We start from the raw sequence: 24895 nt of genomic DNA, 5'->3' as shown, positions 1-24895 counted from the left end.
CGAGATCGCGGCCTCCGGTTTTCGTGAGCGCTTCCCCTTTTCCCTCATGCTAAGCCTGTCGAAGCACGAGGGAAAAGCTCCAGTGGACATGAGCGCGGTGCCGTCCCTCGACCCTTCGACAAGCTCAGGGTGAGGGATTACCGTGACGGCCTTTCCTCTGCCGGGCCCTCAACATGCTGGAAGCCACCGTCTACATCCTGCGATGCGCGGACGGCTCCTACTATACCGGCCTGACGAAACAGCCGATCGAATCCCGCGTATGGGAACACAACGAAGGCATCTACGAAGGCTTCACCAAGCGCCGGCGCCCGGTCACGCTCGTCTTCACCGAAACCTATGACCGCATGCTCGACGCCATCGCGCGCGAAAAGCAGATCAAGGGCTGGTCCCGCGCGAAGAAGGAAGCGCTGATCGCCCTCGACTACAAAGCCCTGCCGGCCCTGTCCCGCAACCGGCAGGAGCAAGCCGTCAGCACCGCGCCGTCACCTTTCCCTCATGCTGAGCTTGTCGAAGCATCGGGAAAGGTTCCAGCGTACTCCGATACGCAACACGCCTCGCGCGTCGACCCCTCGACAGGCTCGGGGTGAGGGCGGTGGGCGATTTCGAGGCCGCGACATCGCACCGCTTTGAACCGGAGGCGCAAACCATGATCGACATCACCTACGATCCGGAAGCCGACGCCGCCTATTTCCGCATCGGCGAGGGCAAGATCGTCGAGACCGAGGAAACCGGCCCATTCATCTGCGACGTGGACGCCGAAGGCCGCGTGATCGGCATCGAAATCCTTGGCGCCAGCCGAACGCTCGCGCCGGGACCTTGGCGGGATGCGCGCATTCCCGGTACACACCGCGCAGACGCAGCGGAATAGGGGAATCCTTCTGCGAAAGCTTCACCAAGCGCCGCCATCGGGTCACGGTTGTCTTCACTGAAACCCACGACCGTATGCTCGACGCCATCGTGTGGGAAAAGCAGATCGAGGTCTGGTCGCGCGCAAAGAAGGAAGCCCTGATCGCTCTGACCACGAAGCCCTGCCGGCTCTATTGCGCAACCGTCAGGACAATGTGCTGACCGGCTCCGTGACTGTCGACCTTTCGACAGGCTCAGGATGGAGGGCGGCGCTCCAAACCGGAAGTGTAAGCCATGATCGGCATCGCCTACGATCCGGAATCCGACACCGCCTATTTCCGCATGGGCAAGGGCAGGATCGTGGAGGCTCAAGAAGCCGGCTCCCTCATCTACGATGTGGACGCCGCCCTTTGCTCCACCGCCTGATCACCGACTGCAGTTCGGCTTGACGCAAGTGGAAAGCGTCAAGCGACGCTTGACACTACGGGCTTGCTGCCTTCATCTGTTCTCGTGGAAATCGAGAGCATCCGGCACAAGGCGCTTCGCGGTTTCGCGGAAGACGGAAAGGCCAAGGGTCTGCCCGGCGATCTCGTTGGAAGGCTGCGCAACATGCTCGCCTACCTTGTCGCCGTTGACGACGTCGAAGAATTGAGGGCGCCGCCGAACTTCGGAGCCCACCAACTGACCGGTGATCGCGCTGGAACTTGGGCGCTGACGCTGACACGCAACTGGCGGCTGACCTTTCGCGTGAACGGCGCCGGTGCGATTGAGGACATGGATCTGGAGGACTACCACTGATGCCCATCAAGCTGCATCCGAGCCTTGCGGTTCATCCGGGCGAATGGCTGAAGACGGAGATCGTGGAGCCGTACGGCCTTAGCGTCACCGTCGCGGCGGAAAAGCTCGGCGTCACCCGTCAGGCGATGAGCGGTCTCCTGAACGGCCGCGTCGGCCTGTCCGCCGAGATGGCGCTCCGCTTCGAGAAGGCCTTCGGCCTCAGCGCGGATACGCTGCTGCGAATGCAGGCGGCGCACGATCTGGCTGAAGCACGCACTAGAAGAAACTCAATCAATGTTTCCCGTATTTCACCGTTCATATAAGTAGGCGTACTACTATAAACTGACAGACAAGTTCGGAAAATAGTTGGATATTGGCGTATCAACTACATGATCGGCTTCTAAGGCGCGCCGAACTTGGTTGGCTACTTCAGCACGGTAAGAGTCTATGCGAGGCACTAGAGAGTAAATATCAGTCGTGTCGATTTGGATCGTCCGCATTTGATTTACGTCGAAAGGTACGCGATCATTTGTCCGAATAAGTTGTACGATTGGGAGCTTGATAGTATGGCGTAATGCTAACTCGTAAAAAACGTTTGGATTATGGAATGAAAGGTCAGCAATTACAAGCCTAGATCTCATAATATAGTCGATTATCTGTCGAGTTATAATTCCGGGTTTGTCTATAGAGTCTGCTCTGATTACCTTGAGCTGAAATTGTTCCAGAGCAGGCTCGACGATGGATCCAAGGAACAGATCCGAATGCTTCCGTGGTTCTGACCCTTCTGTTCCGATCGGAGCTATATAAAAACAGGTCGACTCGAACTGCGCGTGTTCAGATGTAATAATGCTAGTGCTAATACGGCTCTGGAGCGTAGAGGGCTGTATGGTCGATGCTGCAGGGAGTTCTCCGAGCAGCATATCGAGCGATATGATACGTTCGGCTCCAGAAAGCGTGCGCAATAACCCGGTAAAGCGTAAGTTGACAACCAGTGTGTCGATCGCTTCCGATGCGTGTTCGGGCTCTATCCCAACATCCTTGGCTGCATCAATAAGGACTGCATGCGCTGGTAGCTTATTCCCTACAAATTTTTCATACAATTTTTGAAAGGGTTCAATTCCAAGAATTGCCAGCTCACACTTGATCCGAACTTGTTCGCGATTGGAAATCTGTTCATCTACAGATTTCTGGCCCTCTGTTGTAAGCTCAACGTTTTCTGCCTGCATTCCACCCTTTGTTAATCCGTACTTGCCAGCGTTGATGATGAGCTGTCTTGAGCCGCTACTTTCCGGGGATTTTCCAAGCTGGTCAAACAGCGTAAGTCGTTTAACGGGTTGACCGCCACCTATCCTAAAAATGGCTTTGCGAAATCAAGCGGCTCTTCAAATGTCGAGGCAGGAAACGAGCGCTGCGATCGCTTTCTCTTGAGTGCAACTTCGATTTTTGAAGGTGTCTCCTTCGGCTTGCTTTCAATTTCAGATGGCTTCTTCGGCATCGCACGCATTCCTCAATGCCCAGAAGATTGAACTGGTGGAGTGTTCAGAAACAACGTGGCTGCACCCTTTGGTTCATAGTTATCCCCATCCTTCGCACCCATGCGATCCTCCCCCTACCGCCGACCCATTCGAATGGGCGCGAATGATCACCGGGATCGTTCGGAAGGGTCGGCGGGCGGGTCCGGGTGTCGAGCTTCTTCCGGAGAAGCGGGGCGCCCTGGGCAGCGTGAACCATGGCCGGTCTGCAGCAATGCAGTCCGGGAGCAAGCCGAGGAACCCGAACGGCTGTGTAGCCGAGGACAATGTTCGGATCACGCCCTTGAGGCGAGGTGAGCCACCTCGCCGAAGGTCATGGGGACGCCGGCGGGGCAGCCGGCGGCAAGCGTTGCGAGCAGCCTGCGCGGGCGCCGAAGGCAGGCCGCATTGACGAATAGCATACGTCGGAAGGCTCTGCCTTCGGCGCCCGCCGCCCTCGCATCGAGGGCGGAACGAGACCACCCCGGCATGCCCCGGCGCCGATCGGCGCGCGGGATCGCGCCCCCGCGCCTTTGACCGCACGCGCTTCCATTCGCTATACGACCCGTCCCTCACCGAACCGGACCCGAACGCCGCTTGGGCCTCCCCAAGGCGGGGAGGGCCGTTCGTTTCGCCATACCCATGCGGGAACGCCTCGCCATGCTCCACGCCGGCCTCGACTTCGGCACCACCAATTCGACGCTCGGGGTCTGCGGCGAGGGCGGCGGCGCGCCCCGGCTCCTCGCCCTCGAAGGCGAGCACCGGACGATCCCCTCGGCACTGTTCTTCAGCCTGGAGGACGGGCGCACCTATTTCGGCCGCGCCGCCGTCCACGAATATGTCGACGGGGCGGAAGGCCGTTTCATGCGGGCGCTGAAAAGCATCCTCGGCACGCGGCTGATGGGGGAGACGACGCTGGTCGGGCGCGAGCGGCTCGGCTTCGAGGCGCTGATCGGCCGTTTCCTCGCCCACCTGAAGGGGAAGCTCGAAGCCGAGACCGGCGCGCCCGCCGGCGCGTGCGTCTTCGGCCGCCCCGTCCGCTTCGTCGACGAGGACGACGCCGCGGACGCCAAGGCCGAGGCGCAGCTCGCCAGCGCGGCGAGGGCGCAAGGCTTCACCCATGTCGAGTTCCAGTTCGAGCCGGTCGCCGCCGCGCTCTACTACGAGAGCCGGATCGCCGAGGAGCGCCTCGCCCTCGTGGTCGATATCGGCGGCGGCACGTCGGACTTCACCGTGGTGCGCCTGTCGCCGGAGCGCGCCCGTCATCCCGACCGGCGCGACGACCTCCTCGCCTCGACCGGCGTCCATGTCGGCGGCACGGATTTCGACCGCCTCCTCAACATCGCGACCCTGCAGCCGCTGCTCGGCCTCGGCTCCGCCACCGCCGACGGCAAGCGGCAAATGCCCGTCTGGTACTTCAACGACCTCGCGACCTGGCACCGCGTCAACTTCCTCTACACGCCGAAGGTCGCCCGCGACGCCGCCGACCTGAAGCGCGAGGCGGCCGAGCCGGAGAAGCTGGGGCGCTTCGCCCACGTCATCCGCCACCGCTCCGGCCACCGCCTCGCCGGCGCGGTGGAAACGGCGAAGATCGCCCTGACCGACGCGGCCGAGACCGCGATCCGCCACCGCGAGCCCGGCCTTGCGCTGGAGACAGCGGTCTCGCGCGAAGACTTCGAGCGCGCCACCGCCGAACTCGTCGCGAGGATCGAGGCCGCGATCGACGCGGCGCTCGCTGCGGCCGGCGTGAAACCGGACGCGATCGAGACGGTCATCCTCACCGGCGGCGGCGCGCAGGTGCCGGCGGTGTTTCGCGCCGCGACCGGCCGCTTTCCCGCAGCCGAGATCGCCCGTTCCGACGCCTTCGGCTCGGTCGGCCTCGGCCTCGCCCTCGACGCCCGACGGCGTTTCGGGTGAGCGCGAAGCTTCAGGTAAGCGGCACCGCCTCGTCCGGCTCGCCCGCCCCCATCCGCACCACCGACAGCACGAAGCGCGAAACGTCCGCCACACCGCCCGTCACCGCCAGCTCCACCACCCGTTCGCCCTTCGCGCGCTTCTTGCGCCACTCCGCGTACGGATAGTCTGCGATGGAGCGAAACGTCTCGGCCCCGCGCGGCGCGGGAAAGCGGTTTGTCGCGCCGCTGTTGATCGGCGAAAACGTGATCCGGCCGCGATGCGCCTCCACCAGCGCCCGCGCATCCAGCATGAGGATGTCGTGGCGCTGCGTGCGATAGCTGCCGGCCTCGAGGAGCTTGCGCAGCCGCTTCTCCGACAGCCAGAAGAACACTCGGGCGTTGAGGATGCGGTACCATTCCGCCGGCTGCATCCCGCCGGTCAGCGCTTTCGCCAAGCTCGCATCGTTCATCGGCTTGTTGTCGCGGATGACGAAGCGCTCGCCGTCCGGCCCGTCCAGCACCACGCTTTTCGCCCGCCGCGCCGCCTCCACCGGCTCCCGCGCCGCGCCCGCGACGCCGCAAAGGTCGAGGAGGCTGGAGGTCGAAAGCAGCCCGTGCCGCCGGATCGTCGGCCAACTGCCGAGTTCCGCCATGTGGAACAGGTGCGGACAGTCGGAGAGCAGTTCGTCCAGCTCGGCCTCGGTCATCTTGTCCTCGCCAGTGCGTTCGGCGCTAACGTGCATGCCGGCCCGAATCCGGCTAGAGCGGCGAAACGCTGCAACAGGGGAGACCACCATGCCGCTCGATCTCGATACCGCCCGCCGCATCGTCGCGGCCGCCCGCGCCAAGGGCCGCGAGCTGGGCTTGAAGCCGCTCACCGTCGCCGTCCTGGATGCCGGCGGCGATCTCCTCTCGCTGGAGCGGGAGGACGGCGCCAGTCCGCTCCGCCCGGCGATCGCGATCGGCAAGGCCAACGGCGCGGTCCAGATGGGTCTCAACTCGCGGGCGCTGATGGCGCGGGCGGAGCAGCAGCCCTTCTTCATCCAGTCGATGAATGCGCTGGCGGGCGGCTCGCTGGTTCCCGTTCCCGGCGGCGTCCTCGTGCGCGAGGGGGGCCGGATCCTCGGCGCGGTCGGCATCACCGGCGACACTTCCGACAACGACGAGGCGGCGGCCCTCGCCGGCATCGAGGCGGTGAACCTCGAAGCCGACAAGGGCTAGATTCGGTTTCCACCGATGGCCGCCGCCGCGCAAAGCCCGTGCTGGACAGGCGGCGCCGCAGCGGCGACATAGAGGCGACGAACCCCGGAAGCTTGGCAGCAGCGATGCAGGACGATCGGCCGACGGACGACGATTTCGAGAAGGCAGGCGGGGCGGCCGACGCGCCCCGCATGGCCGCACTTGCCGTGCTGCCCGTCTTCCTCGACTTGGCAGGCAAGCGCGCCGTTCTCGCCGGCGGCACAGCCGCGGCCGCCTGGAAGGCGGAGCTGCTGGCGGCCGCCGGCGCGCGCGTCGACGTCTACGCGCCAGGGGCCGAGCTGTCCGACGAGATGCGGGACCTTTTCGTCAGGGGCGCGGCCGCCGGCTCGCTCCGCCACCATGATCGCCCGTGGGATGAGGCCTCGCTCCGCGGCGCGGCCGTCGCGGTTCTCGACTGCGAAGGCGAGGGGGAGGCGCAGGCCTTCGCCTGTGCGGCGCGCGAAGCGGGCGTCCCGTGGAACGTCGTCGACAAGCCGCGCTTCTGCGCCTTCTCCTTCGGCTCGGTGGTGAACCGCTCACCGGTCGTCGTCGGCATCTCGACCGCCGGCGCCGCGCCGATCCTCGGCCAGGCGGTGCGGCGGCGGATCGAGACGCTGCTGCCGCCCTCGCTCAGCGCCTGGGGCCGCATCGCCGCGAAGCTGCGTGCCGAGGTGATGGCACGCCTAGCCCCCGGCCTCGCGCGCCGCGCCTTCTGGGAGCGCTTCGCCGATGCCGCCTTCACCCGCCGCAGCCACGGCGAGGACGGCGAGACCGAGATGCGCGCCTTCGTCGGCGAACTCGCGCACGACGCTTCGCCGAGCGGGCGCGTGACGCTGGTCGGCGCAGGGCCCGGCAACGCCGAGCTCCTGACGCTCGCCGCCGTCCGCGCCCTGCAGGGAGCGGACGTGATCCTGTTCGACGACCTCGTGTCTGACGACGTGCTCGAACTCGCCCGGCGTGAGGCGAAGCGCATGCTGGTCGGCAAACGCGGCGGGCGCGAATCCTGCCGGCAGGAGGACATCAACGCCATGATGGTGCGCTTCGCCACGGCCGGCCGCAACGTCGTGCGGCTGAAGTCCGGCGACGTCGCGGTGTTCGGCCGGGCTGGCGAGGAGATCGCCGAACTGGAGCGCCACGGCATTCCGGTTTCCATCGTGCCCGGCATCACGGCGGCCTCCGCCATGGCCGCGGCCTTCGGCCTGTCGCTGACGCATCGCGACCACGCGAGCGAGCTGCGCTTCGTCACCGGCCATTCCCGCCACGGGGTGCTGCCGGAAAACGTCGACTGGCCGCGGCTGGCGGGTCCTGGCGCGACCACGATCTTCTACATGGGCGGCCGCATGGCGGGGCGCATCGCCGAGCGCCTCGCGGCCGAGGGCATGGCGGCGGACATGCCGGTCGCGGTGGCGGCGAACCTGACGCGACCCGACGAGACGCGCCGCGCCGGCCGGCTTGGCGATCTGGCCCGCATCGTCGCCGAGGTCGGGGTGGACCGCCCGGTGCTGATCGGCGTCGGACGGGTGTTCGAGGCGTCGGTCGAGGCCGCCGAGCGCGAGCCGGTGGCGAAGGTGGGCTGACGCGCATGGCCGAGACCGTCACGCTGCCCGAACTCGCCGAGCGGCTTCTCGCGGAAGCCGGCGACGCGCGCCGCTTGGTCGCGCTGGCCGGCCCCCCCGGCGCCGGCAAGACCACGGCGGCCGACCGCCTGAAGGAATTGCTCAACGAACGCCGGCCGGGCGTCGCCGATATCCTGCCGATGGACGGCTACCACTTCGACGATCTGGTGCTGAACGCGCGTGGGCACCGCCCGCGCAAGGGTGCGCCGCACACCTTCGATCTCCTCGGCTTCCGCGCGATGGTCGAACGGCTGCGGGCCGACGACGGCACCGACATCGCCGTGCCCGTCTTCGACCGCGATCTCGAGATCGCCCGCGCCGGGGCGCGGATCGTCGCGGCCGGAACGCGCATCGTCGTGGTGGAAGGCAACTACCTGCTTCTCGACGAACCCGGCTGGCGCGACCTGAAGCCTTTGTTCCACCGGACCGCGAAGCTCGTCGCGAGCGAAGCGGTGCTGGAAGCGCGCCTGACGCGGCGCTGGGAAGGCTACGGCTACCAGGGCGCGCGAATGGTGGAAAAGATGGAGGGCAACGACCTGCCCAACATGCGCCTCGTCCTCGCCCGCAGCCTCGACGCCGACTACGACATCCGTTCGGACGGGGAGTGATGGGGCGCCTGCGCCACTCCGTCATCTGAGCGGTCGTCTTTCTCGGGATGGGCTCGAGAATGACGGGAGGGAAACGGCGGTAGGGAACGGCGTCGAATCTAGCGCCCGGACGAGAACGGGGCGGCGGAAGATATCCACCGCCCCGGTGCCTCGTGCTAACCGGTCATTGCTGCGCGGCGTGTTCCTTGCGCGTCGCAGCTGCCTTCCTGGCGGAAGCCGAACGGTCGGCGGCCGAGCGCTTGGCGGAAGCGGCGCCGCCGAGCTTGCCGCCACGCTTCGCCGGCTCATGGTCCTTCGGCGTTCCATGGCCGGAGCCGCCGGGCTTGTTGCCGCCGCCGTCCTGCTTGTTGACGGTCGCCCAGGCGCGGCGCTCGGCTTCCTTCTCGGGCAGGCCACGCGCCTCGTAGCCGTCCGCGATATACTCGGCTTCGCGCTTCTGCTTGTCGGTGTACTTGCGCTTGTCGCCCTGCGGCATCTCGCGAGCCCTCCGCCTCAGGCGGCTGCCTGACGGTTCACCGAACCGCCCGCGAGCTGCGAGAGCTTGCCGTCGGTGGCCTTCTCCTCGTCCAGCGTCTCATGAAGAAGGCGCGCGCAGTCCTCGCGGCCGAGCTGCTTCGCCCAGGCGACGAGCGTGCCGTAACGCGAGATTTCGTAGTGCTCCACCGCCTGCGCCGAAGCGAGCATCGCGGCGTCCAGCACTTCCGGATCGGCGACCTCGCCCATCACGCTCTTGGCTTCGGCGAGGAGGCCGTCAGTCGCCTCGCAGGTGACGCCCTTCACCTCCGTGCCGTGCATGCGGAACACCTCCTCCAGCCGCTTGATCTGGCCTTCGGTTTCCTTGAGATGCGTCTGGAAAGCCTGCTTGAGCTGCGGGTTCGTCGCCTTCTCCGCCATCTTCGGCAGCGCCTTCACGATCTGGTTCTCGGCGTAGTAGATGTCCTGCAGCGTATGAACGAAGAGATCGTTCATCGTCTTGATGTCCTTGGTGAAGAGGCCCATCGGTCGACTCCCTTGTCAGGTTTGCTCGGCGGCGGTTGCCGCCTTCCAGTGCCCTAAAGGGTGCGACAATCGCTCCCGTTCCACCCGGATGCGTAGTCGCGAAACGCTCTATCCGCCCGCTCCCCCGTCGAAGCGGTGCCGCGCCTCGACCATGGCGGGACGGTTGGCGAGCGCCCAGTCGCCGAGCGCCTTCACGGGACCGACGAGTGAGCGGCCGAGGTCGGTCAGCTCGTAGTCGACGCGCGGTGGGATCGTCGGAAACACCGTCCGCGTCACGAGGCCGTCGCGTTCGAGGCCGCGCAGCGTCAGGGTCAGCATGCGCTGCGAGATGCCGCCGACGGTCCGCTTCAGTTCGTTGAAGCGGCGCGGCCCGTCGCCGAGCGTCATGACGATCAGGACGCTCCATTTGTCGCCGACCCGGGCCAGCACCTCGCTGACGCCCTTGCAGCTTTCCGGCGAATGTCGCCGTGCGGGGGCAGGGGCGGGCACATCGCTGTGCCCCCGTCTCACCAATGTGCCTTCTTGCGCGCTCATCGGATAGGTACTTATTGGGTGCCGGTCACAAAACCATACCAGCACCGGTGTTCCAGATGAACCTCCTCCACGTCGATTCCAGCATCCTCGGCGGCAACTCCGTCAGCCGCACCCTGTCGGCGGCGGCGGTCGAGCGGCTGCGCGCCGCCTCGCCGGACGTGTCCGTCACCTATCGCGACCTCGCCGCCTCGCCGATCCCGCATCTCAGCGGCGCCTATCTCGCCGGCCAGAGCCCGGACGTGCAGCACGATCAGGCGATGCAGGAGGATCTGGCGCTGGGTGGCAAGGTGCTGGACGAGTTCCTTGCCGCCGACACGGTGGTGATCGGCGTAGCGCTCTACAACTTCACGATCCCGAGCCAGTTGAAGGCCTGGATCGACCGCATCCTCGTCGCCGGCAAGACCTTCCGCTACGGCGCGAACGGCGCCGAAGGGCTGGCGGGAGACAAGCGCGTCATCCTCGCCGTGTCGCGCGGCGGTTTCTACGGGTCGGGAACGCCGCACCAGTCCTTCGAGCATGCCGAGACGTACCTTCGCTCGGCCTTCGCCTTCATCGGCGTCGCGAACCCGGAAGTCGTCGTCGCCGAAGGGGTCGCGCGCGGCCTGGACCAGCGCGAGGCATCCGTGGCGAAGGCGCTGGATGAGATCGGCGGGCTGAAGGCGGCTTGACGGCCTCGAAAAGCAAAAGGGGCGCCTCGCGGCGCCCCTCCGACGATGCCGAAACCCGTCGTCGCCGCTCAGAACGGCGAGTCGGCGTAGTAGAACTCCTCGGCGTTCTCCTTCGTGACGAGGGTCGCGTCGAGGATGTAGTTCCCGCGGATCGGGTTCTGGTCGTAGAAGTTCGCCGCCGTCAGCTCCATCGCGGTGGCGATCATCGCCGGCGGGTAGAGCACGTCGACCGGAACCATCTTGTCGCCGTCCTGCACCTTCTTGATCATGTCCTTCATGCCGGCGCCGCCGACCACGAACTTGATGTCCGTGCGGTTGGCCTGGCTGATGGCCTCGAGCACGCCGACCGCCATGTCGTCGTCCTGACACCAGACGGCGTCGATCTTCGGGTATTTCGTCAGGTAGTCCTGCATGACCTTGAAGGCGTCGTCGCGCGACCAGTTGCCGAACTGCTTCTCCAGCACCTTGATGTTCGAGCCGGCGATCGCCTCGTCGAAGCCCTTCTGCCGCTCCTCGTCGATGACGATCGGCAGGCCGCGGATCACCACGACATCGCCGCTCTTCAGCGTGTCCACCATGTACTTGCCGGCGACGCGGCCGAGTTCCGGATTGTTGCCGGCGACGTAGAGGTCCTGGATCGTGTTGTCCGAGAGCGCCCGGTCCACCACGGTGACGAAGGTGCCCTTCTCCTTCACCTGCCGGATCGGGTCGGTCAGCTCGTCGGAATTGTGCGGCAGCGTGACGAGCGCGTCCATGCCCTGCGCCGACAGGTCCTCCAAGGCGTTCGCCTGCGAAGCGCCGTCCGGCGAGGTCTTCACCGTGATCTTCAGGCCCGGATAGCGCTTCTCCAGCATCTCCTTGGCGCGGGTCGCGTGGTACACGACGCCGCCCGTCCAGCCGTGGTCGGCGGCGGGGATCGACACCGCCATGTTGACCGTCTTGTCCTGCGCTCCGGCCGCCCCCGCCAGCGCGGTCGCGACGAGGGCCGCCAGCCCGATAACCGTCTTCCTCACGTCCATCCTCCCAAACGCCGAGACACCGTTGCCTGAAGACGCCCGCGCGGCCTCGGCGCCGCGCGGAGCCCTTGTCCGCCTATCGGCGGGCGAGCGAGCGCTGGATCAGCATCGCCACGATGATGATCGCGCCCTGCACCGCGCCGATGAGATATTCGCTGACGAGGCTCGACAGCACCATGATGTTGCCGACGACCTCGAGGATCAGCGCCCCGCAGATCGTGCCCCAGACCCGTCCGACGCCGCCGCGCAGCGCCGTGCCGCCGATGACGACGGCGGTGATCGCCTGCAGCTCCCAGAGGATGCCCGTCGTCGCGGTCGCGGCTCCCAGGCGCGGCACGTAGACGAGGACGGCGATCGCGACGCAGACCCCCTGGATGACGTAGGTGATCGTCCGGACCCGGTCGACGCGGATGCCGGAATAGCGCGCGACGTCCTCGTTCGAGCCGACCGCCATGACGTGCCGGCCGAACTTGGTGCGATAGAGCACGAAGGCGCCGATCGCCGCGACCGCGAGGATGACGAGCACCGGGATCGGGATACCGAAGACCGTGCCGAAATAGACCGGGCGATAGGCGGCGCGAAGGTCCTGCGCCTTCATCGCGATGGAGCCGCCCTCGGCGAGCCAGACGGTCAGCGCCCGGAAGATGCCCATCGTGCCGAGCGTTACGATGAAGGGCTCGATCCGGCCGAGCGTGGTCATGAGGCCGTTGGCGAGGCCGCAGAGCCCGCCGGTGAGGAGGGCGAGTCCCATCGCGGCGGCGATCACCGCCGGGCCGCCGCCGCCGAGCGCGCCGGCATTCATGAACAGGATCATCGTGCCGGCGACGAAGGCCGACATCGAGCCGACGGACAGGTCGAGGCCGCCGGCGGCGATGACGAAGGTCGCGCCGACCGCGATCACCGCGATGAAGGCGGAGCGCGTCGCGACGTTCGCGAGGTTGTCGAGGCCGATGAAGGCCGGGTTGACCAGCGCGCCGAAGACGAGGAGGGCGGCGAGCGCCGCGAAGGGCGCGACGGCGCGAAGGTCGAGGGTGCGGGGGGAACGGGCGGGCAGCGCGGGGCCGGCGGCGTCGGTCATTCAGTCTCCACGGCGAGCGCCGCCTCCTTTTCGCTGGAGCCGGTGGCGAGCATCACGATCCGGCGCTCGTTCATCGCCTCGCCCGTCACCTCGCCGGCGATCGTGCCTTCCCGCATCACGAGGATGCGGTCGCAGAGCCCGATCAGTTCCGGCATCTCGGAGGAGATGACGATCACCGAGCGGCCTTCCGCCGCGAGATCGGCGATCGTCCGGTAGATCTGTTCCTTCGTGCCGATGTCGATGCCGCGTGTCGGCTCGTCGATCACGACGATGCGGGGTTCGAGCAGCATCATCTTGGCGATCAGCAGCTTCTGCTGGTTGCCGCCCGAAAGCTGGCCGGCGAGAAGGTCGCGTCGGCGGGTGCGGATGTCGAAGTCGCGCACCGCGCCGGTCAGCGCCTCCTCCTCGCGGGCGGGCTTCAGGAGCGGCCCGTCCGTGAAGCGGCTGAGCGCGGCGAGCGTCAGGTTGGTGCGCAGGCTCTGGTCGAGGAGGAGGCCTTTGCCCTTCCGGTCCTCGCTGAGATAGACGATGCCGGCATCCATGCTGTCGCGCGCGTCGCGGAAGCGCACCGGCTTGCCGTCCAGCGTCACGCTGCCGCCGCTCATCGGGCGAAGGCCGAGGATGCCCTCCATCAGCTCGGTGCGGCCGGCGCCGACCAGCCCGGCGAAGCCGAGGATCTCGCCGCGCCGCAGCTCGAACGAGGCCTCCCGCACGAAGCCCGGCACCGCCACGTTTGTTGCCGCCAGGACTGCCGCCGCGCCGCGCGTGCTGGCGTTGTCGCGGTCCGGGTAGAGCTTCGAGACGTCGCGGCCGACCATCAGCCGCGCCATGTCGGCCGGCTCCAGCCCGGCGACGCCTTGCGTCGTCACGTGCTGGCCGTCGCGCAGGACCGTGACGCGGCTGGCGATCGCCTTCACCTCCGGCAGCCGGTGCGAGATGTAGAGGACGGCGACGCCCCGCTCTCGGATGGACGCGATGATCCGGAGCAGCGCCTCGGTCTCGTGCGGCGTCAGCGAGGCGGTCGGCTCGTCGAAGATCACGGCGCGGTGCGGCACGAGCAGCGCCCGGGCGATCTGCACGAGCTGGCGCTGCGCGATCGACAGGCGGTTCACTGGCGTCTTCGGATCGATCGTCTCCGCGCCGAGCCGCGCCAGCGCCTCGCCCGCCGACGCGTTCATCCCGCGGTCGTCGAGCGCGATGCCGCGCGTCCGCTCGCGCCCGAGATGGATGTTGGCGGCGACGGAAAGGTCCGGGGCGAGCAGGATTTCCTGATGGACGAGCACGATGCCGCGCTCCTCGGCCTCCTGCGGGCCGGACAGGCGGACATGCTGCCCTTCGATGCCGAGCGTGCCGCCTGTCGGCTGCAGATGGCCGGCGATGATCTTCATCAGCGTCGACTTGCCGGCGCCGTTCTCGCCGATCACGGCGTGCACTTCGCCCGGCAGGAGGTCGAGGCGGATGTCCTTCAGCACCTGCACCGGCCCGAAGGATTTCGAGACGCCCTCCACCGAGAGGAACGGCGCGGCTCCCCGCTCGGACGGAACGGCCAGCGCGCTCATCGACGCGCCGTCCGGCGCGCGTCACCGCGCGAAGCCGGCCGCCGACCCCTCGAAAGCGCCTCCGTCGCCATTCCGAATTCCTCCCGCGCGAAGCTTTACGCAGTCGGGGCGGCGTGGGGAAGAGGTCCTAAACGTTGAACTTTCGCGGAATCGGTGGTCGGCGAGGTACGTGCCTCAGAATTTCGCGGTCAAGGGATCGGGACCGATGCGTCCGCCGCCGGAATCCATCGCGTCGATCGCCGCGCGATCCTCCGCGTCGAGCTGGAAACCGAAGACGTCGAAATTCGATTCGATGCGGCTCGGCGTCACGGATTTCGGGATCACCACGAGGCCGTTGTCGAGATGCCAGCGGATGATCACCTGCGCCGGCGTCCGGCCGTGCTTCTCGGCGATCCTGCCGATCGCGGCGTCCTGGAGAAGACCGCCCTGGCCGAGCGGGCTCCAGGATTCGGTGACGATGTCGCGCTTCGCGTCCGCCGCGCGCATCTCGCGCTGCTGGAAGCGCGGATGCAGTTCGATCTGGTTCAGGACCGGCACCACGCCGGTCTCGCCGACGATCCGCTCCAGATGCTCGTCCGTGAAGTTCGACACGCCGATCGACCGGGCGCGCCCCTCTTCCCGCAACCGCACGAACGCCTTCCACGTCTCGACATACTTGCCCCGCCAGGGCGACGGCCAGTGGACGAGGTAGAGGTCGACCGCGTCCAGGCCGAGCTCGCCGAGGCTGCGGTCGAAGGCGCGCAGCGTGGAATCGAAGCCCTGGTCCTCGTTCTTCAGCTTCGTGGTGACGAAGACCTCGTTCCGCTCGATCCCGGACCGGCTGAGGCCCTCGCCGACGCCGCGCTCGTTCTCGTAGCCGGCGGCCGTGTCGATGTGGCGGTAGCCCGCTTTCAGGGCCGTCGCCACGACCTCCGCCGCGTCGGCATCGGGCGTCTGCCAGACGCCGAGGCCGATCTGCGGAATCGCGCGTCCGTCGTGGAACGTGATGGTGGGTTGCTGGCTCATGCACCGGGTTTCCATGCGAAGGGGGATCGGCAGCCACATAGCGCGGCGAGGCGCATTGCCACCGCCATCGAACGGCCTAGTTCGATTTCGTCATCCTCCATCGGACACTCTCCCAAGCGAAGGCGCCGCCCTTCCGGCCCGCCCTTTCCCGTCCCGAGCGGCCCTCGTATCACCGAGCGAGCCGCCCGCCAGCCTTTCCGATCGGCCGCAATGCTCACGACGCCCAAGTCCCGCCGTCCCCTGGTTCTCGCCACCGTCATCGCCTCGATGGCGATGATCGCGATCGAGGCGACCATCGTCTCGACCGCGATGCCGCAGATCGCCGGCCAGCTTGGCGACCTCCACCTCTACTCCTGGGTGTTCTCGTCCTTCCTTCTGGCGCAGACGGCGCTGACCGTCGCCTTCGGCAAGCTTGCCGATCTCTACGGGCGCAAGCCCGTGCTCCTGTTCGGTATCGCGGTCTTCCTGATCGGTTCGCTGCTCTGCGGCTTCGCCTGGTCGATGCCCTCGCTGATCGTCTTCCGGCTGCTCCAGGGCGTCGGGGCCGGCGCGATCCAGCCGGTCGGGCTTACCGTCGTCGGCGATCTCTATTCGGTCGAGGAGCGGGGCAAGATCCAGGGCTGGCTCGCCAGCATCTGGGGCGTGTCGTCGGTGGTCGGGCCCTTCGCCGGCGGCCTCATCGTGCAGAACGTCAGCTGGGCCTGGGTGTTCTGGATCAACCTGCCGGTCGGGGTCGCGGCGGCGGCGGGCTACCTCCTGTTCCTGAAGGAGAACGTCTCGGCCGCGGAGCGGCGCGTCGACTATGCGGGCGCCGCGCTCTTCACCCTGTCGGTGGCGGCGCTGATGGTGGCGCTGACCGAGATCGGCGAGAGCGGCGCTGGCGGGATCGCCCTCGTCGCGGCAGTCGTCTGCCTCGCGGCGGCGGTGCTCTTCGCCGCGGTCGAGCGGCGCGCGCCGGACCCGATGCTGGACGTCCGCCTCTGGGCGCGCCGGACGCTCGCGATCGTCAACCTCGTGACGCTGCTCGCCGGCATGTCGGTGATCGGACTGACGACGTTCCTGCCGATGTACGTTCAGGGCGTGCTCGGCCAGTCGGCGCTCGTCGCCGGCTTCACGCTGACGGTGATGGTGCTCGGCTGGCCGGTCGGCGCGACGATCTCGGCGAAGGTCTTCCCGCGCTTCGGCCTCCGCGCGACGCTGCTCTTCGGGGCCGCGCTCCTGCCGCTCGGCGCGATCCCGTTCCTGCTGCTGCAGCCCGGCGTCTCGCCGCTCGTCGCCGGGCTCGGCTCGGTCGTCATGGGCTTCGGCATGGGTTTCCTGTCGACGAGCGCGATCGTGATCGTCCAGAGCAGCGTCGGCTGGAAGGAGCGAGGGGCGGGAACGGCCTCGAACATCTTCGCCCGCAACCTCGGGTCGACACTCGGTGCGGCGGCGCTCGGCGCCGTGTTCAATCTCGGCCTCGCGAACTTCGCGGCCTCCGGCGGTAGCGTCGACTACGAGCGCATCCGGCGGTTCCTGGAATCGAGCGCCGCGGCGCCCGCGGCCGCCGACGATGCGACGCGGGCAGCCCTCGGCTTTTCGCTGCACATCACCTTCTGGGGCATCCTCCTGATCGCGGTCGCGACGCTGGCGCTTGCGGTGCTGGTGCCCCAGATCCCTCGCGCCCCCACCCCCGCCGCCGCGGTTCCGGACGTCGAAGGCGAAGCCTCCGCAGCGATCGGGCACTGAGTCCGCCCGCCGCCGGGCACCCGCATCCGATCAACGCGCTTTGGCCGGAAGATCTGCCGCCGGAAATTTAATGACGTAAGGTATTCTTTGGCGGCGAAATCGGTCGCGTCACGGCTATCGATGTGTCGGCTGCATAGATAGCCAAACTTTTGGCGCGCTTGGCGGGAGCACCGCCGACGACATCCCCTTCCGACACCACGACATTCCGGGCTGACCGGGTGGAACAGCGATCGAGGAAACCTGGGCGGCCGGAACCGGCTGCCCTTGCCGTTTGGCAGGCGAGCCTCCGCGCACGACGACAGGACAGTTCACCGCACGGCACGACCGCCGGTCGGGCCCTCGGATAACTTCAGCAAGTGTGGAGAAACCGGGAAACGCTGGTGGAGCTGAGCGGGATCGAACCGCTGACCTCGTCATTGCGAACGACGCGCTCTCCCAACTGAGCTACAGCCCCGTCCACCGGTGACGGGCTTGTAAGTCGCCGGCCCGGACCCTGTCAAGCAGATCGAAACCATGTTCCGCGTCCGTCGGTCAGGCTCGGACAAGCCGGATGCCGGCTTCTTGCGGCCAGTCCCGCCCGTCGCTACATCACGGCCACCCGAACGAGGCCCAGAAGACCGCCGATGCTCGCCGTCCTCCAAGTCATCCTGCTGGTTCTCGACATCGTCTGGTGGCTGGTGATCGTCTCGGCGATCCTGTCCTGGCTCTTCGCCTTCAACGTCGTGAACGCCCGCAACCCCGTGGTCGATTCGATCGGCAACTTCCTCTACCGCGCCACCGAGCCGCTTTATCGCCCGATCCGCCGCGTCCTGCCCGATCTCGGCGGCATCGACCTGTCGCCGCTCGTCGTCCTCCTGCTGATCTTCTTCATCCAGCAGGTGATCGTGCTCTACCTGATCCCGGCGGTCTACAGGGCCGGCGTCTAGCCGGGGCTCCCGGCCGAGTTCGGAGGAGCCGGCGGCGACGCGTCTCGCGCCCCGCCGCCGGTTCGCCGGATCACTCCCGAACGCCGCCCTTCTTCTCGCGCTCCGCGCGCTCGACGGCAGCATTGATCAGCTGCTTCGCCATCTCCGAGTCGCCCCAGTCGCCGATCTTCACCCATTTGCCGGGTTCGAGATCCTTGTAGTGCTCGAAGAAGTGCTCGATCTGCTTCAGCGTGATCTCGGGGAGCTGGTCGAAGTTCGTGACGTTCTCGTAGCGGCGCGTCAGTTCGGGCGAGGGCACCGCGATCACCTTCTCGTCCTGCCCCTTGTTGTCCTCCATCACGAGGACGCCGATCGGGCGGCAGTTGATCACGCAGCCCGGAAACAGCGGCCGCGTGTTCACCACGAGGACGTCGATCGGGTCGCCGTCGTCCGACAGAGTGTGGGGCACGAAGCCGTAGTTTCCCGGATAGGTCATCGGCGTGTAAAGGAAGCGGTCGACGAAGAGCGCGCCGGCTTCCTTGTCCATCTCGTACTTGATCGGATGGCCGCCGACCGGCACCTCGATGATGACGTTGATGTCTTCGGGCGGGTTCTTGCCGCGCGGGATCGCGTCGATGCGCATGGGACGGGCTTTCCGGTTGCTTCTTCTCCCTCGCTGCTCTAGCCGCAACAGCCCGCCGCGGCAATCTGGCGCCCTCGGGCATCGGGAGGTTCGGTGAATCGGCGCGTGGAAACCGTCGGCAATCCCGGACGCGGCCGGGGTTCACGCTTGCCGCTCGCGCTGATCGCGGCGGGCGCCGTGGTGGCCGCGACGGCCCTGACCCTTCTCGCGATGGGCCGCGTGCCGATCTGCACCTGCGGGGTCGTGAAGCTCTGGGAAGGCGACCCCGCCGGTCCCGGCAACTCGCAGCACCTGTCGGACTGGTACACGCCCTCGCACCTGATCCACGGCTTCCTGTTCTACGCCGCCACGCACCTGATCTTGCGGACGCGCCCGGTCGGCGTCCGCTTCCTCGCGGCGACGCTGATCGAATGCCTCTGGGAGATCGTCGAGAACACCGATGCCGTGATCGGGCGCTACCGCACCGCAACCGTCTCGCTGCACTACTACGGCGACAGCGTCCTCAACTCGGCGAGCGATATCGGCGCGATGATGCTCGGCTTCCTCGTCGCCGCACGGCTGCCGGTCTGGCTGACAGTGCTGCTCGCGATCGGCTTCGAACTCGCGACCGCGATCGCGATCCGGGACAACATGACGCTGAACGTCCTGATGCTGATCTATCCGTTGGATGCCGTCCGCGCCTGGCAGGCGGGCGGCTGAGGGATCGTCAGTTCCAGCGGAAGGCGACCTTGCGGATGGTCCGTGCCTCGAAGGTTTCGCTGCCTTCCGCGATGTCGACGCCGCCCATCGCGGCGTAGAAGGCGCCGGCCTGCTCGTTCTCAGCCAGCGCCCAGACCACGAGGCCCTTCAGGCCGCGCTCGCGCAGGAGTTCGCGCGCCGCGCCGAACAGCCGGCGGCCGAAGCCGAGCCCCTGATATTCGGGCAGGAGGTAGATCTCGTAGATCTCGCCGGAGGCCTCGATCGCGCGCGTCCGGTTGCGCCCCAGCGTCGCGTAGCCGATCGGCCGGCCAGCGAACTCGATCACCAGGATCGCGGCCTGCCGCTCCAGCGCCGCCTGCCACCAGTCCACCCCCCGCCGGCGGATCATTCCGCCCAGCGATCGGAAGGGGATGATGCCGGTATAAGCGCTCCGCCAGGCCGCCGCATGGATGTCGGCCAGAGACGCCGCGTCGGACGGTTCCGCGAATCGGATATCGGAGGCGAGCGTCTTCATTTCGCCTTAACCCTAAACGCCCTTTCGCGATCCGTCACGGCCGAAAGAAATCGGCGGCGCCCGCCCGTTAGCCGCGCATTAAATGCAGCGGCGCAACTTGGCGTCCCGGCATAGACGTATCGGACGGCTGAAACCGACTGCCATGACTTCGATTTCGCCCGCTCTCCTGGCACTGGCTCTCGCCGCTTTGTCATGCACCACCACCGCCACGGCCGCGGAACGATGCCCCGACAGGAAGCCGCCGGCGAACAGCCGGGTCCGGTCGAGCCAGCTCGACGACCTGTTCGGCAAGGTCGCTCCCGCCGACCGGCCGCTGCGCTTCGTCGTCGTGCCGCCCGCCGCGCCGGATGCGGAAGCGCGCCACAGTCTCGAAGGACTCGCCGCCGAGGCGAAGCGCTTCGACGTCGCGCTGACGACGCTGCCGCGGGAAGCGGCTCTCGCCGCGTCGCCCGACGCGCTGCTCTTCGCGCCGGACGGCGGCGACTGGAAAGGCATCCTTGCAGACGCGGCGAAGCGCGGCATCCCGACCGTCGCGGTCGGCGCGCAAGGCCCCGGCGCAAGGCTTTCCGTCGCGGCGGACCAGCCGCTGTTCGGCGCGATGGCGGCCGAGTACCTGCACGAGCTGTTCCCGCTCGGCGCCGGCGTCGCGCAACTTTCCGGGCCGGCCGGCGCGCCGGAGAACGCGGCGCGGGCCGCGGGCTTCGCGAAGGAGATCGGCCAGTACCCGACCCTGCAACTCGCCGACAGCGTCGCGACCGACGGCACCAAGGACCGGGCGCGGGACGCGGTGACGGCGCTGATGGCGGCCCACCCGGACATCAAGGCAATCTACGCCGGCAACGACGACATGGCCGCCGGCGCGGTCGAGGCGCTGAAAGGCCTGAAGCTTTTCGACGTCGTGGTGGTCGGCACCGGCGGCACGGATGCGGGGCGCGCGGCGCTGGCGCAGCGCGCCACCAAGGGCACGGTCGCGCGCTTCCCGGAAAAGGAAGGCGGCATCGCCGTCCAGGCGGCGCTGCGGCTGCTCGCCTGCCAGACGCTGCCGGCCTGGATCGTCTCGCCGCAGGTGACGATGACGCCGAAGAGCCTCGAGGACTTCGCGTCGGCCACCCAATGATGACGCCGCCGAACGCATCCCTTCCTCTCATCGACCTCCGGTTCGAGCTCCCGCATGAAATCGCCTCGGCTTAACTTCGGCATCGGCACCCGGCTGTTTCTCGGCTTCGGGGCGCTGCTTCTGGTTCTCGTCGCGATGGCGGCGCATTCCACCGGGCGGTTCGCCGTCCTGAAGGACAGCTTCGCCGGCTTCGGCGAACGGGCGGCGAACGCGTCCGAAGCGGACGAACTCGCGAGCCGACTGCTCGGGCTCCGGCTGGCCGTTTCGCAGCTCGTCGCCGTCGGCAGCGACGCGAACCGGCGCGGGGTCGACGAGGCCTACGGGCGCGTCAAGGCGAGCCTCGACGGCGTCGTCGCGAATGCTTCCGGCGATCCGGCGCGGGAAGCGGCCTGGAAGGCGTTCCGCGACCAGATCGTCGGCGGCTACGACCGGACGCTGAAGGGCGACGCTGGCATCGAGGCGGCGCAGGCCGCGGCCGACAAGGCGGGGGCGCTCGCCGGTTCCGCCGTCGCCAAGGTGGTCGAGACCGTCGGGGCGATGATCCGCCGCAACGGCGAGTTCGACGACGCCTACGCGGTATCCGTCATCCAGGACCGGGTGCTCTCCGCCAGGATGCTGCTGCGCTCGTTCATCGCCGAGGGCTCGGAGGACGACATCTTCGAGGCGCAGGTCGCGCTTCGCGACGCCGAGCGCAAGTTCGACCAGTTCCGGCGCGTGGAAACGCTCGCCGGCCACCCGCTCGTCAACGACGGGCGCAAGAACCTGACGGCGCTGTTCACGTCGATCAAGTCGACCCGCGCGGCGGTCGAGCGCCGGACGGCGGCGCTCGTGCAGCAGCGGGAGCTCGACGCCGCGGTCGACGCGCGCATCGCCGCGATGCGCGCCGATGAGCTGGCGCGGATGGAGGACACCAAGCGCGCCGCCGGCGAGGTGGCCGACGACGCGCGTCGGACGGCGATGATCGTCGCCGGCGCGGCGCTCCTGTTCGGCGCGGCGGTCGCCTTCCTGATCGGCCGCGGTATCGTCGGGCCGGTGCGGGCGATGACGCAGGCGATGCGCCGCCTGTCGGACGGCGACCTCGCCGTCGAGGTGCCCGGCACGAAGCGGCGCGACGAGATCGGCGGCATGGCCGGCGCGATGCAGGTGTTCCGCACCGCCGCGATCGAACGGCGCGACCTCGCGGCTCGCCTGGAGGAGGAGCGGCTCGCCGACGAGGCCGAGCGGCGCCGGGCGGAAGCTGAAGCCGCCGCCCGGGCGATTGCCGAGGAGCGCGCCTTCGTCGCCGCCAAGCTCGGCGCCGGCCTGAAGGCGCTCGCCGACGGCGACCTGACCCTGCGGCTCGAAGAGGCGATGCCCGGCGAGTACGAGCGGCTGCGCGCCGACTTCAACGACGCGATGGCGAGCCTCTCGGACGCGATGGCCGGCGTCGCGGCCGGGGCCGGCGGCATCGCCGGCGGCTCGACCGAGATCGGGCAGGCTTCGCACGACCTGTCGCGCCGCACGGAAGCCCAGGCCGCGACGCTGGAGGAGACCGCCGCGGCGCTGAGCGCGGTCACGCAGGCGATCCGCGTCACCTCGCAGAGCGCCGCCGCCGCGCACGACGCCGCCGCAGCGGCGAAGCGCGACGTCGACGCGTCGGGCCTCGTGGTCGGCAAGGCCATCGAGGCGATGGGCGACATCGAGCGCTCCTCGGCCGAAATCCGCAAGATCATCTCGGTGATCGACGAGATCGCCTTCCAGACCAACCTTCTGGCCCTCAATGCCGGGGTCGAGGCGGCGCGGGCCGGCGAGTCCGGCCGTGGCTTCGCGGTGGTGGCGCAGGAGGTGCGCGGCTTGGCGCAGCGCTCGGCGGAGGCGGCGAAGGAGATCAAGGGTCTGATCGCCACCGCCTCGCGCGGCGTCGATTCCGGCGTCACCCTCGTCGCCGAGGCCGGCGAGGCGCTGTCCCGGATCGCGGCGAAGGTGGTGCAGGTCGACGCGATGGTCGCCGGCATCGCCGAGTCGGCGCGCGAGCAGGCCGGCGGTCTCGCCGGGCTTAACGACGCCGTCGGCAGCATGGACAAGGTCACCCAGCAGAACGCTGCGATGGTGGAGGAGACTACGGCCGCGAGCCGTGCCCTGATGGAGGAGGCGCGGCACCTGACGGAGATGATCGGCCGCTTCCGCGTCGTCGACGAGGTCGAACCGGCCGCCTACGCGCGGGCGGCCTGACCCTCGTCAGCGGCGGCCGTGTTGTTTGCCGCCGCCGGAGCCGGTAAGCCCGCTCCATGGCGGTTATCAGCGAACCGGGCACGGGTTTCGGCCCGGACTTCCCCTTCTCCTTCGACGGCTGGCTGAAGCATCCGGCCGGGCTCGGCACCGTTCCCGCCGAGGCGCACGGTGCGCCGGTCGCGGTGATCGGAGCGGGCATCTCCGGCCTCGTCGCGGCCTACGAGCTGATGCGCCTCGGCCTCCGGCCGGTGGTCTACGAGGCCGGCCATCTCGGCGGACGCCTGCGCTCGCAGCCCTTCGAGGGGGCGGAAGGGGTGGTCGCCGAGCTCGGCGGCATGCGCTTTCCGCGCTCCTCGGCCGCCTTCTTCGCCTATGTCGACGCGCTCGGGCTCGATACGCGCCCCTTCCCGAACCCGCTGACGCCGGCCGCCGGCTCGACCGTGATCGACCTCGAAGGCGAGACGACCTACGCCGAGTCCGTCCGCGACCTTCCCGCCCTGTTCCTCGAAGTCGCGGAAGCCTACGAGGCGGCGCTGGAGGAGGCCTTCTCGTTCAAGGCCATGCAGGGGGCGATCCGCGCCCGCGACGCGAGCGCCGTGCGGGCGCTCTGGGAGCCGCTGGTAAAGCTCTGGGACGAGCGGACCTTCTACGACTTCGTCACCACCTCCGCGCCGTTCCAGCACCTGTCGTTCCGCCACCGCGAGGTGTTCGGGCAGGTCGGCTTCGGTACGGGGGGCTGGGACTCGGATTTTCCGAACTCGATGCTGGAGATCCTGCGCGTCAACGCGCTCGAATTCGACAGCGACCAGCATCTCGTGGTCGGCGGCGTTGAACAGGTGCCGCAGGGCCTCTGGCGCCGCGAGCCGGAGCAACCCGCGCACTGGCCGGCGGGGACCTCGCTGGCCAGTCTCCATGCCGGCGCGCCGCGTCCCGGCGTCGCGGCGCTCGACCGCAACCGCGACGGCACGATCCGCGTCACCGACCGCTGGGGGCGGGTCGAGGATTTCGAGGCGGTCGTCGCGACGTGCCAGACCTGGCTCCTCACCACCTCGATCCGCACCGACGAGTCGCTGTTCAGCCAGAAGCTCTGGATGGCGCTCGACCGCACCCGCTACATGCAGGCCTCGAAGACCTTCGTGATGGTCGACCGGCCGTTCTGGCGCGACCGCGACCCCGCCACCGGCCGGCATCTCATGTCGATGACGCTGACCGACCGGCTGACGCGCGGCACCTATCTCTTCGACAACGGCGAGGGGAAGCCCGGCGTCGTCTGCCTCACCTATTCCTGGATGTCGGACGCGCTGAAGATGCTGCCGCTCCCCGTCGACCAGCGGGTGCGGCTGTCGCTGGAAGCTCTCGCCAAGATCTATCCCGGCCTCGACATCGCGAGCCACATCATCGGCGATCCGATCACGGTGTCGTGGGAGGCGGACCCGAACTTCCTCGGCGCCTTCAAGGGCGCGCTGCCGGGCCACTATCGCTACAACACCCGGATGTACGGGCATTTCGTGCAGAAGGACTTCGCGCCGGCCGAGCGCGGCATCTTCCTCGCCGGCGACGACGTCTCCTTCACGCCGGCCTGGGTGGAGGGTGCGGTGCAGACCGCGCTGAACGCCGTCTGGGGCGTCCAGGCGCATTTCGGCGGCCGGACGCACCCCGACAATCCCGGCCCCGGCGACCGCTGGGACGCGCTGAAGCCGGTGGAACTCGGCGACTGAATGGCCTGC

28 protein-coding genes, 1 tRNA gene and 1 pseudogene are annotated in these 24895 nt (G+C 68.1%); 18 read left to right on the top strand and 12 right to left on the bottom strand.

All coding sequences use genetic code 11. The features are described 5' to 3' along the window. Window positions 1-176: 176 nt before the first annotated feature. The 6 genes and pseudogenes from F6X38_RS05010 to F6X38_RS04990 all read left to right on the top strand — a co-directional run. A pseudogene (locus F6X38_RS05010) lies at window positions 177-449 on the top strand (GIY-YIG nuclease family protein); the annotation flags it as partial. A 197-nt stretch (window positions 450-646) separates the two neighbouring features. After that, the gene (locus F6X38_RS05005; protein WP_246191206.1) at window positions 647-868 is read left to right on the top strand and encodes a DUF2283 domain-containing protein; all 222 of its coding nucleotides are present in this window, start codon (window positions 647-649) and stop codon (window positions 866-868) included. A gap of 74 nt (window positions 869-942) precedes the next feature. Beyond that, window positions 943-1068 (top strand): hypothetical protein, encoded by a 126-nt coding sequence (locus F6X38_RS24070; protein WP_281353049.1) that lies wholly within the window; start codon window positions 943-945, stop codon window positions 1066-1068. A gap of 72 nt (window positions 1069-1140) precedes the next feature. Continuing rightward, window positions 1141-1272: a DUF2283 domain-containing protein gene (locus F6X38_RS05000; RefSeq protein ID WP_150968451.1), complete on the top strand. Its 132-nt coding sequence runs from the start codon at window positions 1141-1143 to the stop codon at window positions 1270-1272. 84 nt (window positions 1273-1356) lie between these two features. Continuing rightward, the gene (locus F6X38_RS04995) at window positions 1357-1644 is read left to right on the top strand and encodes a type II toxin-antitoxin system RelE/ParE family toxin (RefSeq protein ID WP_150968450.1); all 288 of its coding nucleotides are present in this window, start codon (window positions 1357-1359) and stop codon (window positions 1642-1644) included. Beyond that, window positions 1644-1946, top strand: coding sequence for a HigA family addiction module antitoxin (locus F6X38_RS04990; protein ID WP_150968449.1), 303 nt, complete (start codon window positions 1644-1646; stop codon window positions 1944-1946). The genes F6X38_RS04995 and F6X38_RS04990 overlap by 1 nt, the downstream gene beginning before the upstream one ends. A gap of 12 nt (window positions 1947-1958) precedes the next feature. Here F6X38_RS04990 and F6X38_RS04985 read toward each other — a convergent pair whose 3' ends face one another. Next, window positions 1959-2849, bottom strand: a complete 891-nt coding sequence (locus F6X38_RS04985) for a hypothetical protein (protein ID WP_202617933.1) — start codon at window positions 2847-2849, stop codon at window positions 1959-1961. Window positions 2850-2957: 108 nt separating this feature from the next. On the opposite strand from F6X38_RS04985, the gene F6X38_RS23635 reads away from it, so the two are divergent. Both F6X38_RS23635 and F6X38_RS04980 read left to right on the top strand, forming a co-directional pair. Continuing rightward, window positions 2958-3149, top strand: a complete 192-nt coding sequence (locus tag F6X38_RS23635) for a hypothetical protein (protein WP_202617932.1) — start codon at window positions 2958-2960, stop codon at window positions 3147-3149. Between the two features lie 627 nt (window positions 3150-3776). Next, window positions 3777-5051 (top strand): Hsp70 family protein, encoded by a 1275-nt coding sequence (locus F6X38_RS04980; protein ID WP_246191205.1) that lies wholly within the window; start codon window positions 3777-3779, stop codon window positions 5049-5051. A 10-nt stretch (window positions 5052-5061) separates the two neighbouring features. Here F6X38_RS04980 and F6X38_RS04975 read toward each other — a convergent pair whose 3' ends face one another. After that, on the bottom strand, window positions 5062-5736 hold the full coding sequence (locus F6X38_RS04975) for a DUF7002 family protein (protein WP_150968447.1): 675 nt from the start codon (window positions 5734-5736) through the stop codon (window positions 5062-5064). An 88-nt stretch (window positions 5737-5824) separates the two neighbouring features. On the opposite strand from F6X38_RS04975, the gene F6X38_RS04970 reads away from it, so the two are divergent. The 3 genes from F6X38_RS04970 to F6X38_RS04960 all read left to right on the top strand — a co-directional run bounded on the left by F6X38_RS04970 (window position 5825) and on the right by F6X38_RS04960 (window position 8492). Further along, window positions 5825-6250 carry a GlcG/HbpS family heme-binding protein gene (locus tag F6X38_RS04970; protein WP_150968446.1) on the top strand — a complete coding sequence of 142 codons (426 nt, stop codon included), beginning with the start codon at window positions 5825-5827 and terminating at the stop codon, window positions 6248-6250. Between the two features lie 170 nt (window positions 6251-6420). Then, the gene (cysG, locus tag F6X38_RS04965; RefSeq protein ID WP_150968762.1) at window positions 6421-7845 is read left to right on the top strand and encodes a siroheme synthase CysG; all 1425 of its coding nucleotides are present in this window, start codon (window positions 6421-6423) and stop codon (window positions 7843-7845) included. Window positions 7846-7850: 5 nt separating this feature from the next. After that, complete coding sequence (locus tag F6X38_RS04960; protein ID WP_150968445.1) at window positions 7851-8492, top strand: nucleoside/nucleotide kinase family protein; 642 nt, start codon at window positions 7851-7853, stop codon at window positions 8490-8492. 163 nt (window positions 8493-8655) lie between these two features. On the opposite strand, the gene F6X38_RS04955 is transcribed toward F6X38_RS04960, so the two are convergent. The 3 genes from F6X38_RS04955 to F6X38_RS04945 all read right to left on the bottom strand — a co-directional run bounded on the left by F6X38_RS04955 (window position 8656) and on the right by F6X38_RS04945 (window position 10025). Next, on the bottom strand, window positions 8656-8967 hold the full coding sequence (locus F6X38_RS04955) for a plasmid stabilization protein (protein ID WP_150968444.1): 312 nt from the start codon (window positions 8965-8967) through the stop codon (window positions 8656-8658). Window positions 8968-8984: 17 nt separating this feature from the next. After that, window positions 8985-9491: a YciE/YciF ferroxidase family protein gene (locus tag F6X38_RS04950; RefSeq protein WP_150968443.1), complete on the bottom strand. Its 507-nt coding sequence runs from the start codon at window positions 9489-9491 to the stop codon at window positions 8985-8987. Between the two features lie 108 nt (window positions 9492-9599). Further along, on the bottom strand, window positions 9600-10025 hold the full coding sequence (locus F6X38_RS04945) for a winged helix-turn-helix transcriptional regulator (RefSeq protein ID WP_150968442.1): 426 nt from the start codon (window positions 10023-10025) through the stop codon (window positions 9600-9602). A gap of 56 nt (window positions 10026-10081) precedes the next feature. Between F6X38_RS04945 and F6X38_RS04940 the strand changes: the two genes are divergently transcribed. Next, entirely contained in the window at window positions 10082-10693 is a 612-nt protein-coding gene (locus F6X38_RS04940; protein ID WP_150968441.1) for an FMN-dependent NADH-azoreductase, read from the top strand. Between the two features lie 68 nt (window positions 10694-10761). Here F6X38_RS04940 and F6X38_RS04935 read toward each other — a convergent pair whose 3' ends face one another. The 4 genes from F6X38_RS04935 to F6X38_RS04920 form a co-directional block, all read right to left on the bottom strand. Beyond that, window positions 10762-11706 carry a substrate-binding domain-containing protein gene (locus F6X38_RS04935; RefSeq protein ID WP_150968440.1) on the bottom strand — a complete coding sequence of 315 codons (945 nt, stop codon included), beginning with the start codon at window positions 11704-11706 and terminating at the stop codon, window positions 10762-10764. Between the two features lie 79 nt (window positions 11707-11785). Then, complete coding sequence (locus tag F6X38_RS04930) at window positions 11786-12787, bottom strand: ABC transporter permease (RefSeq protein WP_150968439.1); 1002 nt, start codon at window positions 12785-12787, stop codon at window positions 11786-11788. Continuing rightward, a complete protein-coding gene (locus tag F6X38_RS04925) occupies window positions 12784-14337 on the bottom strand; it encodes a sugar ABC transporter ATP-binding protein (RefSeq protein WP_425482825.1) in 1554 nt (517 codons plus the stop codon). The genes F6X38_RS04930 and F6X38_RS04925 overlap by 4 nt, the downstream gene beginning before the upstream one ends. Window positions 14338-14520: 183 nt before the next feature. Beyond that, window positions 14521-15351 (bottom strand): aldo/keto reductase, encoded by an 831-nt coding sequence (locus tag F6X38_RS04920; protein WP_150968437.1) that lies wholly within the window; start codon window positions 15349-15351, stop codon window positions 14521-14523. A 210-nt stretch (window positions 15352-15561) separates the two neighbouring features. Here F6X38_RS04920 and F6X38_RS04915 point away from each other — a divergent pair, with 210 nt between their 5' ends. Continuing rightward, window positions 15562-17079 (top strand): MDR family MFS transporter, encoded by a 1518-nt coding sequence (locus F6X38_RS04915; protein ID WP_150968436.1) that lies wholly within the window; start codon window positions 15562-15564, stop codon window positions 17077-17079. A 378-nt stretch (window positions 17080-17457) separates the two neighbouring features. On the opposite strand, the gene F6X38_RS04910 is transcribed toward F6X38_RS04915, so the two are convergent. Then, window positions 17458-17533 (bottom strand) — tRNA-Ala (locus F6X38_RS04910). A 169-nt stretch (window positions 17534-17702) separates the two neighbouring features. On the opposite strand from F6X38_RS04910, the gene F6X38_RS04905 reads away from it, so the two are divergent. Then, window positions 17703-18005 (top strand): YggT family protein, encoded by a 303-nt coding sequence (locus F6X38_RS04905; RefSeq protein ID WP_150968435.1) that lies wholly within the window; start codon window positions 17703-17705, stop codon window positions 18003-18005. 70 nt (window positions 18006-18075) lie between these two features. Here the strand turns inward: F6X38_RS04905 and ppa are convergent, their stop codons facing one another. Continuing rightward, the gene (gene ppa, locus F6X38_RS04900; RefSeq protein WP_150968434.1) at window positions 18076-18627 is read right to left on the bottom strand and encodes an inorganic diphosphatase; all 552 of its coding nucleotides are present in this window, start codon (window positions 18625-18627) and stop codon (window positions 18076-18078) included. Between the two features lie 105 nt (window positions 18628-18732). On the opposite strand from ppa, the gene F6X38_RS04895 reads away from it, so the two are divergent. Then, entirely contained in the window at window positions 18733-19326 is a 594-nt protein-coding gene (locus F6X38_RS04895) for a DUF2585 domain-containing protein (RefSeq protein ID WP_150968761.1), read from the top strand. A 7-nt stretch (window positions 19327-19333) separates the two neighbouring features. Here the strand turns inward: F6X38_RS04895 and F6X38_RS04890 are convergent, their stop codons facing one another. Continuing rightward, on the bottom strand, window positions 19334-19840 hold the full coding sequence (locus tag F6X38_RS04890; protein WP_150968433.1) for a GNAT family N-acetyltransferase: 507 nt from the start codon (window positions 19838-19840) through the stop codon (window positions 19334-19336). 142 nt (window positions 19841-19982) lie between these two features. On the opposite strand from F6X38_RS04890, the gene F6X38_RS04885 reads away from it, so the two are divergent. Genes F6X38_RS04885 through F6X38_RS04875 form a run of 3 tightly spaced genes read left to right on the top strand, consistent with a single transcriptional unit; the run spans window position 19983 to window position 24886 of the window. Continuing rightward, window positions 19983-20957, top strand: coding sequence for a sugar ABC transporter substrate-binding protein (locus F6X38_RS04885; protein ID WP_161992623.1), 975 nt, complete (start codon window positions 19983-19985; stop codon window positions 20955-20957). 54 nt (window positions 20958-21011) lie between these two features. After that, window positions 21012-23168, top strand: a complete 2157-nt coding sequence (locus F6X38_RS04880; protein WP_150968431.1) for a methyl-accepting chemotaxis protein — start codon at window positions 21012-21014, stop codon at window positions 23166-23168. Window positions 23169-23224: 56 nt separating this feature from the next. Next, window positions 23225-24886 (top strand): flavin monoamine oxidase family protein, encoded by a 1662-nt coding sequence (locus F6X38_RS04875; RefSeq protein WP_150968430.1) that lies wholly within the window; start codon window positions 23225-23227, stop codon window positions 24884-24886. The last annotated feature ends 9 nt before the right edge of the window (window positions 24887-24895 follow it).

The organism is Plantimonas leprariae (assembly GCF_008802405.1).
Lineage (GTDB): Bacteria > Pseudomonadota > Alphaproteobacteria > Rhizobiales > Rhizobiaceae > Plantimonas > Plantimonas leprariae.
The sequence above is the reverse complement of the archived record's forward strand: the minus strand, read 5'-3'. Positions and strand labels throughout refer to the sequence as shown.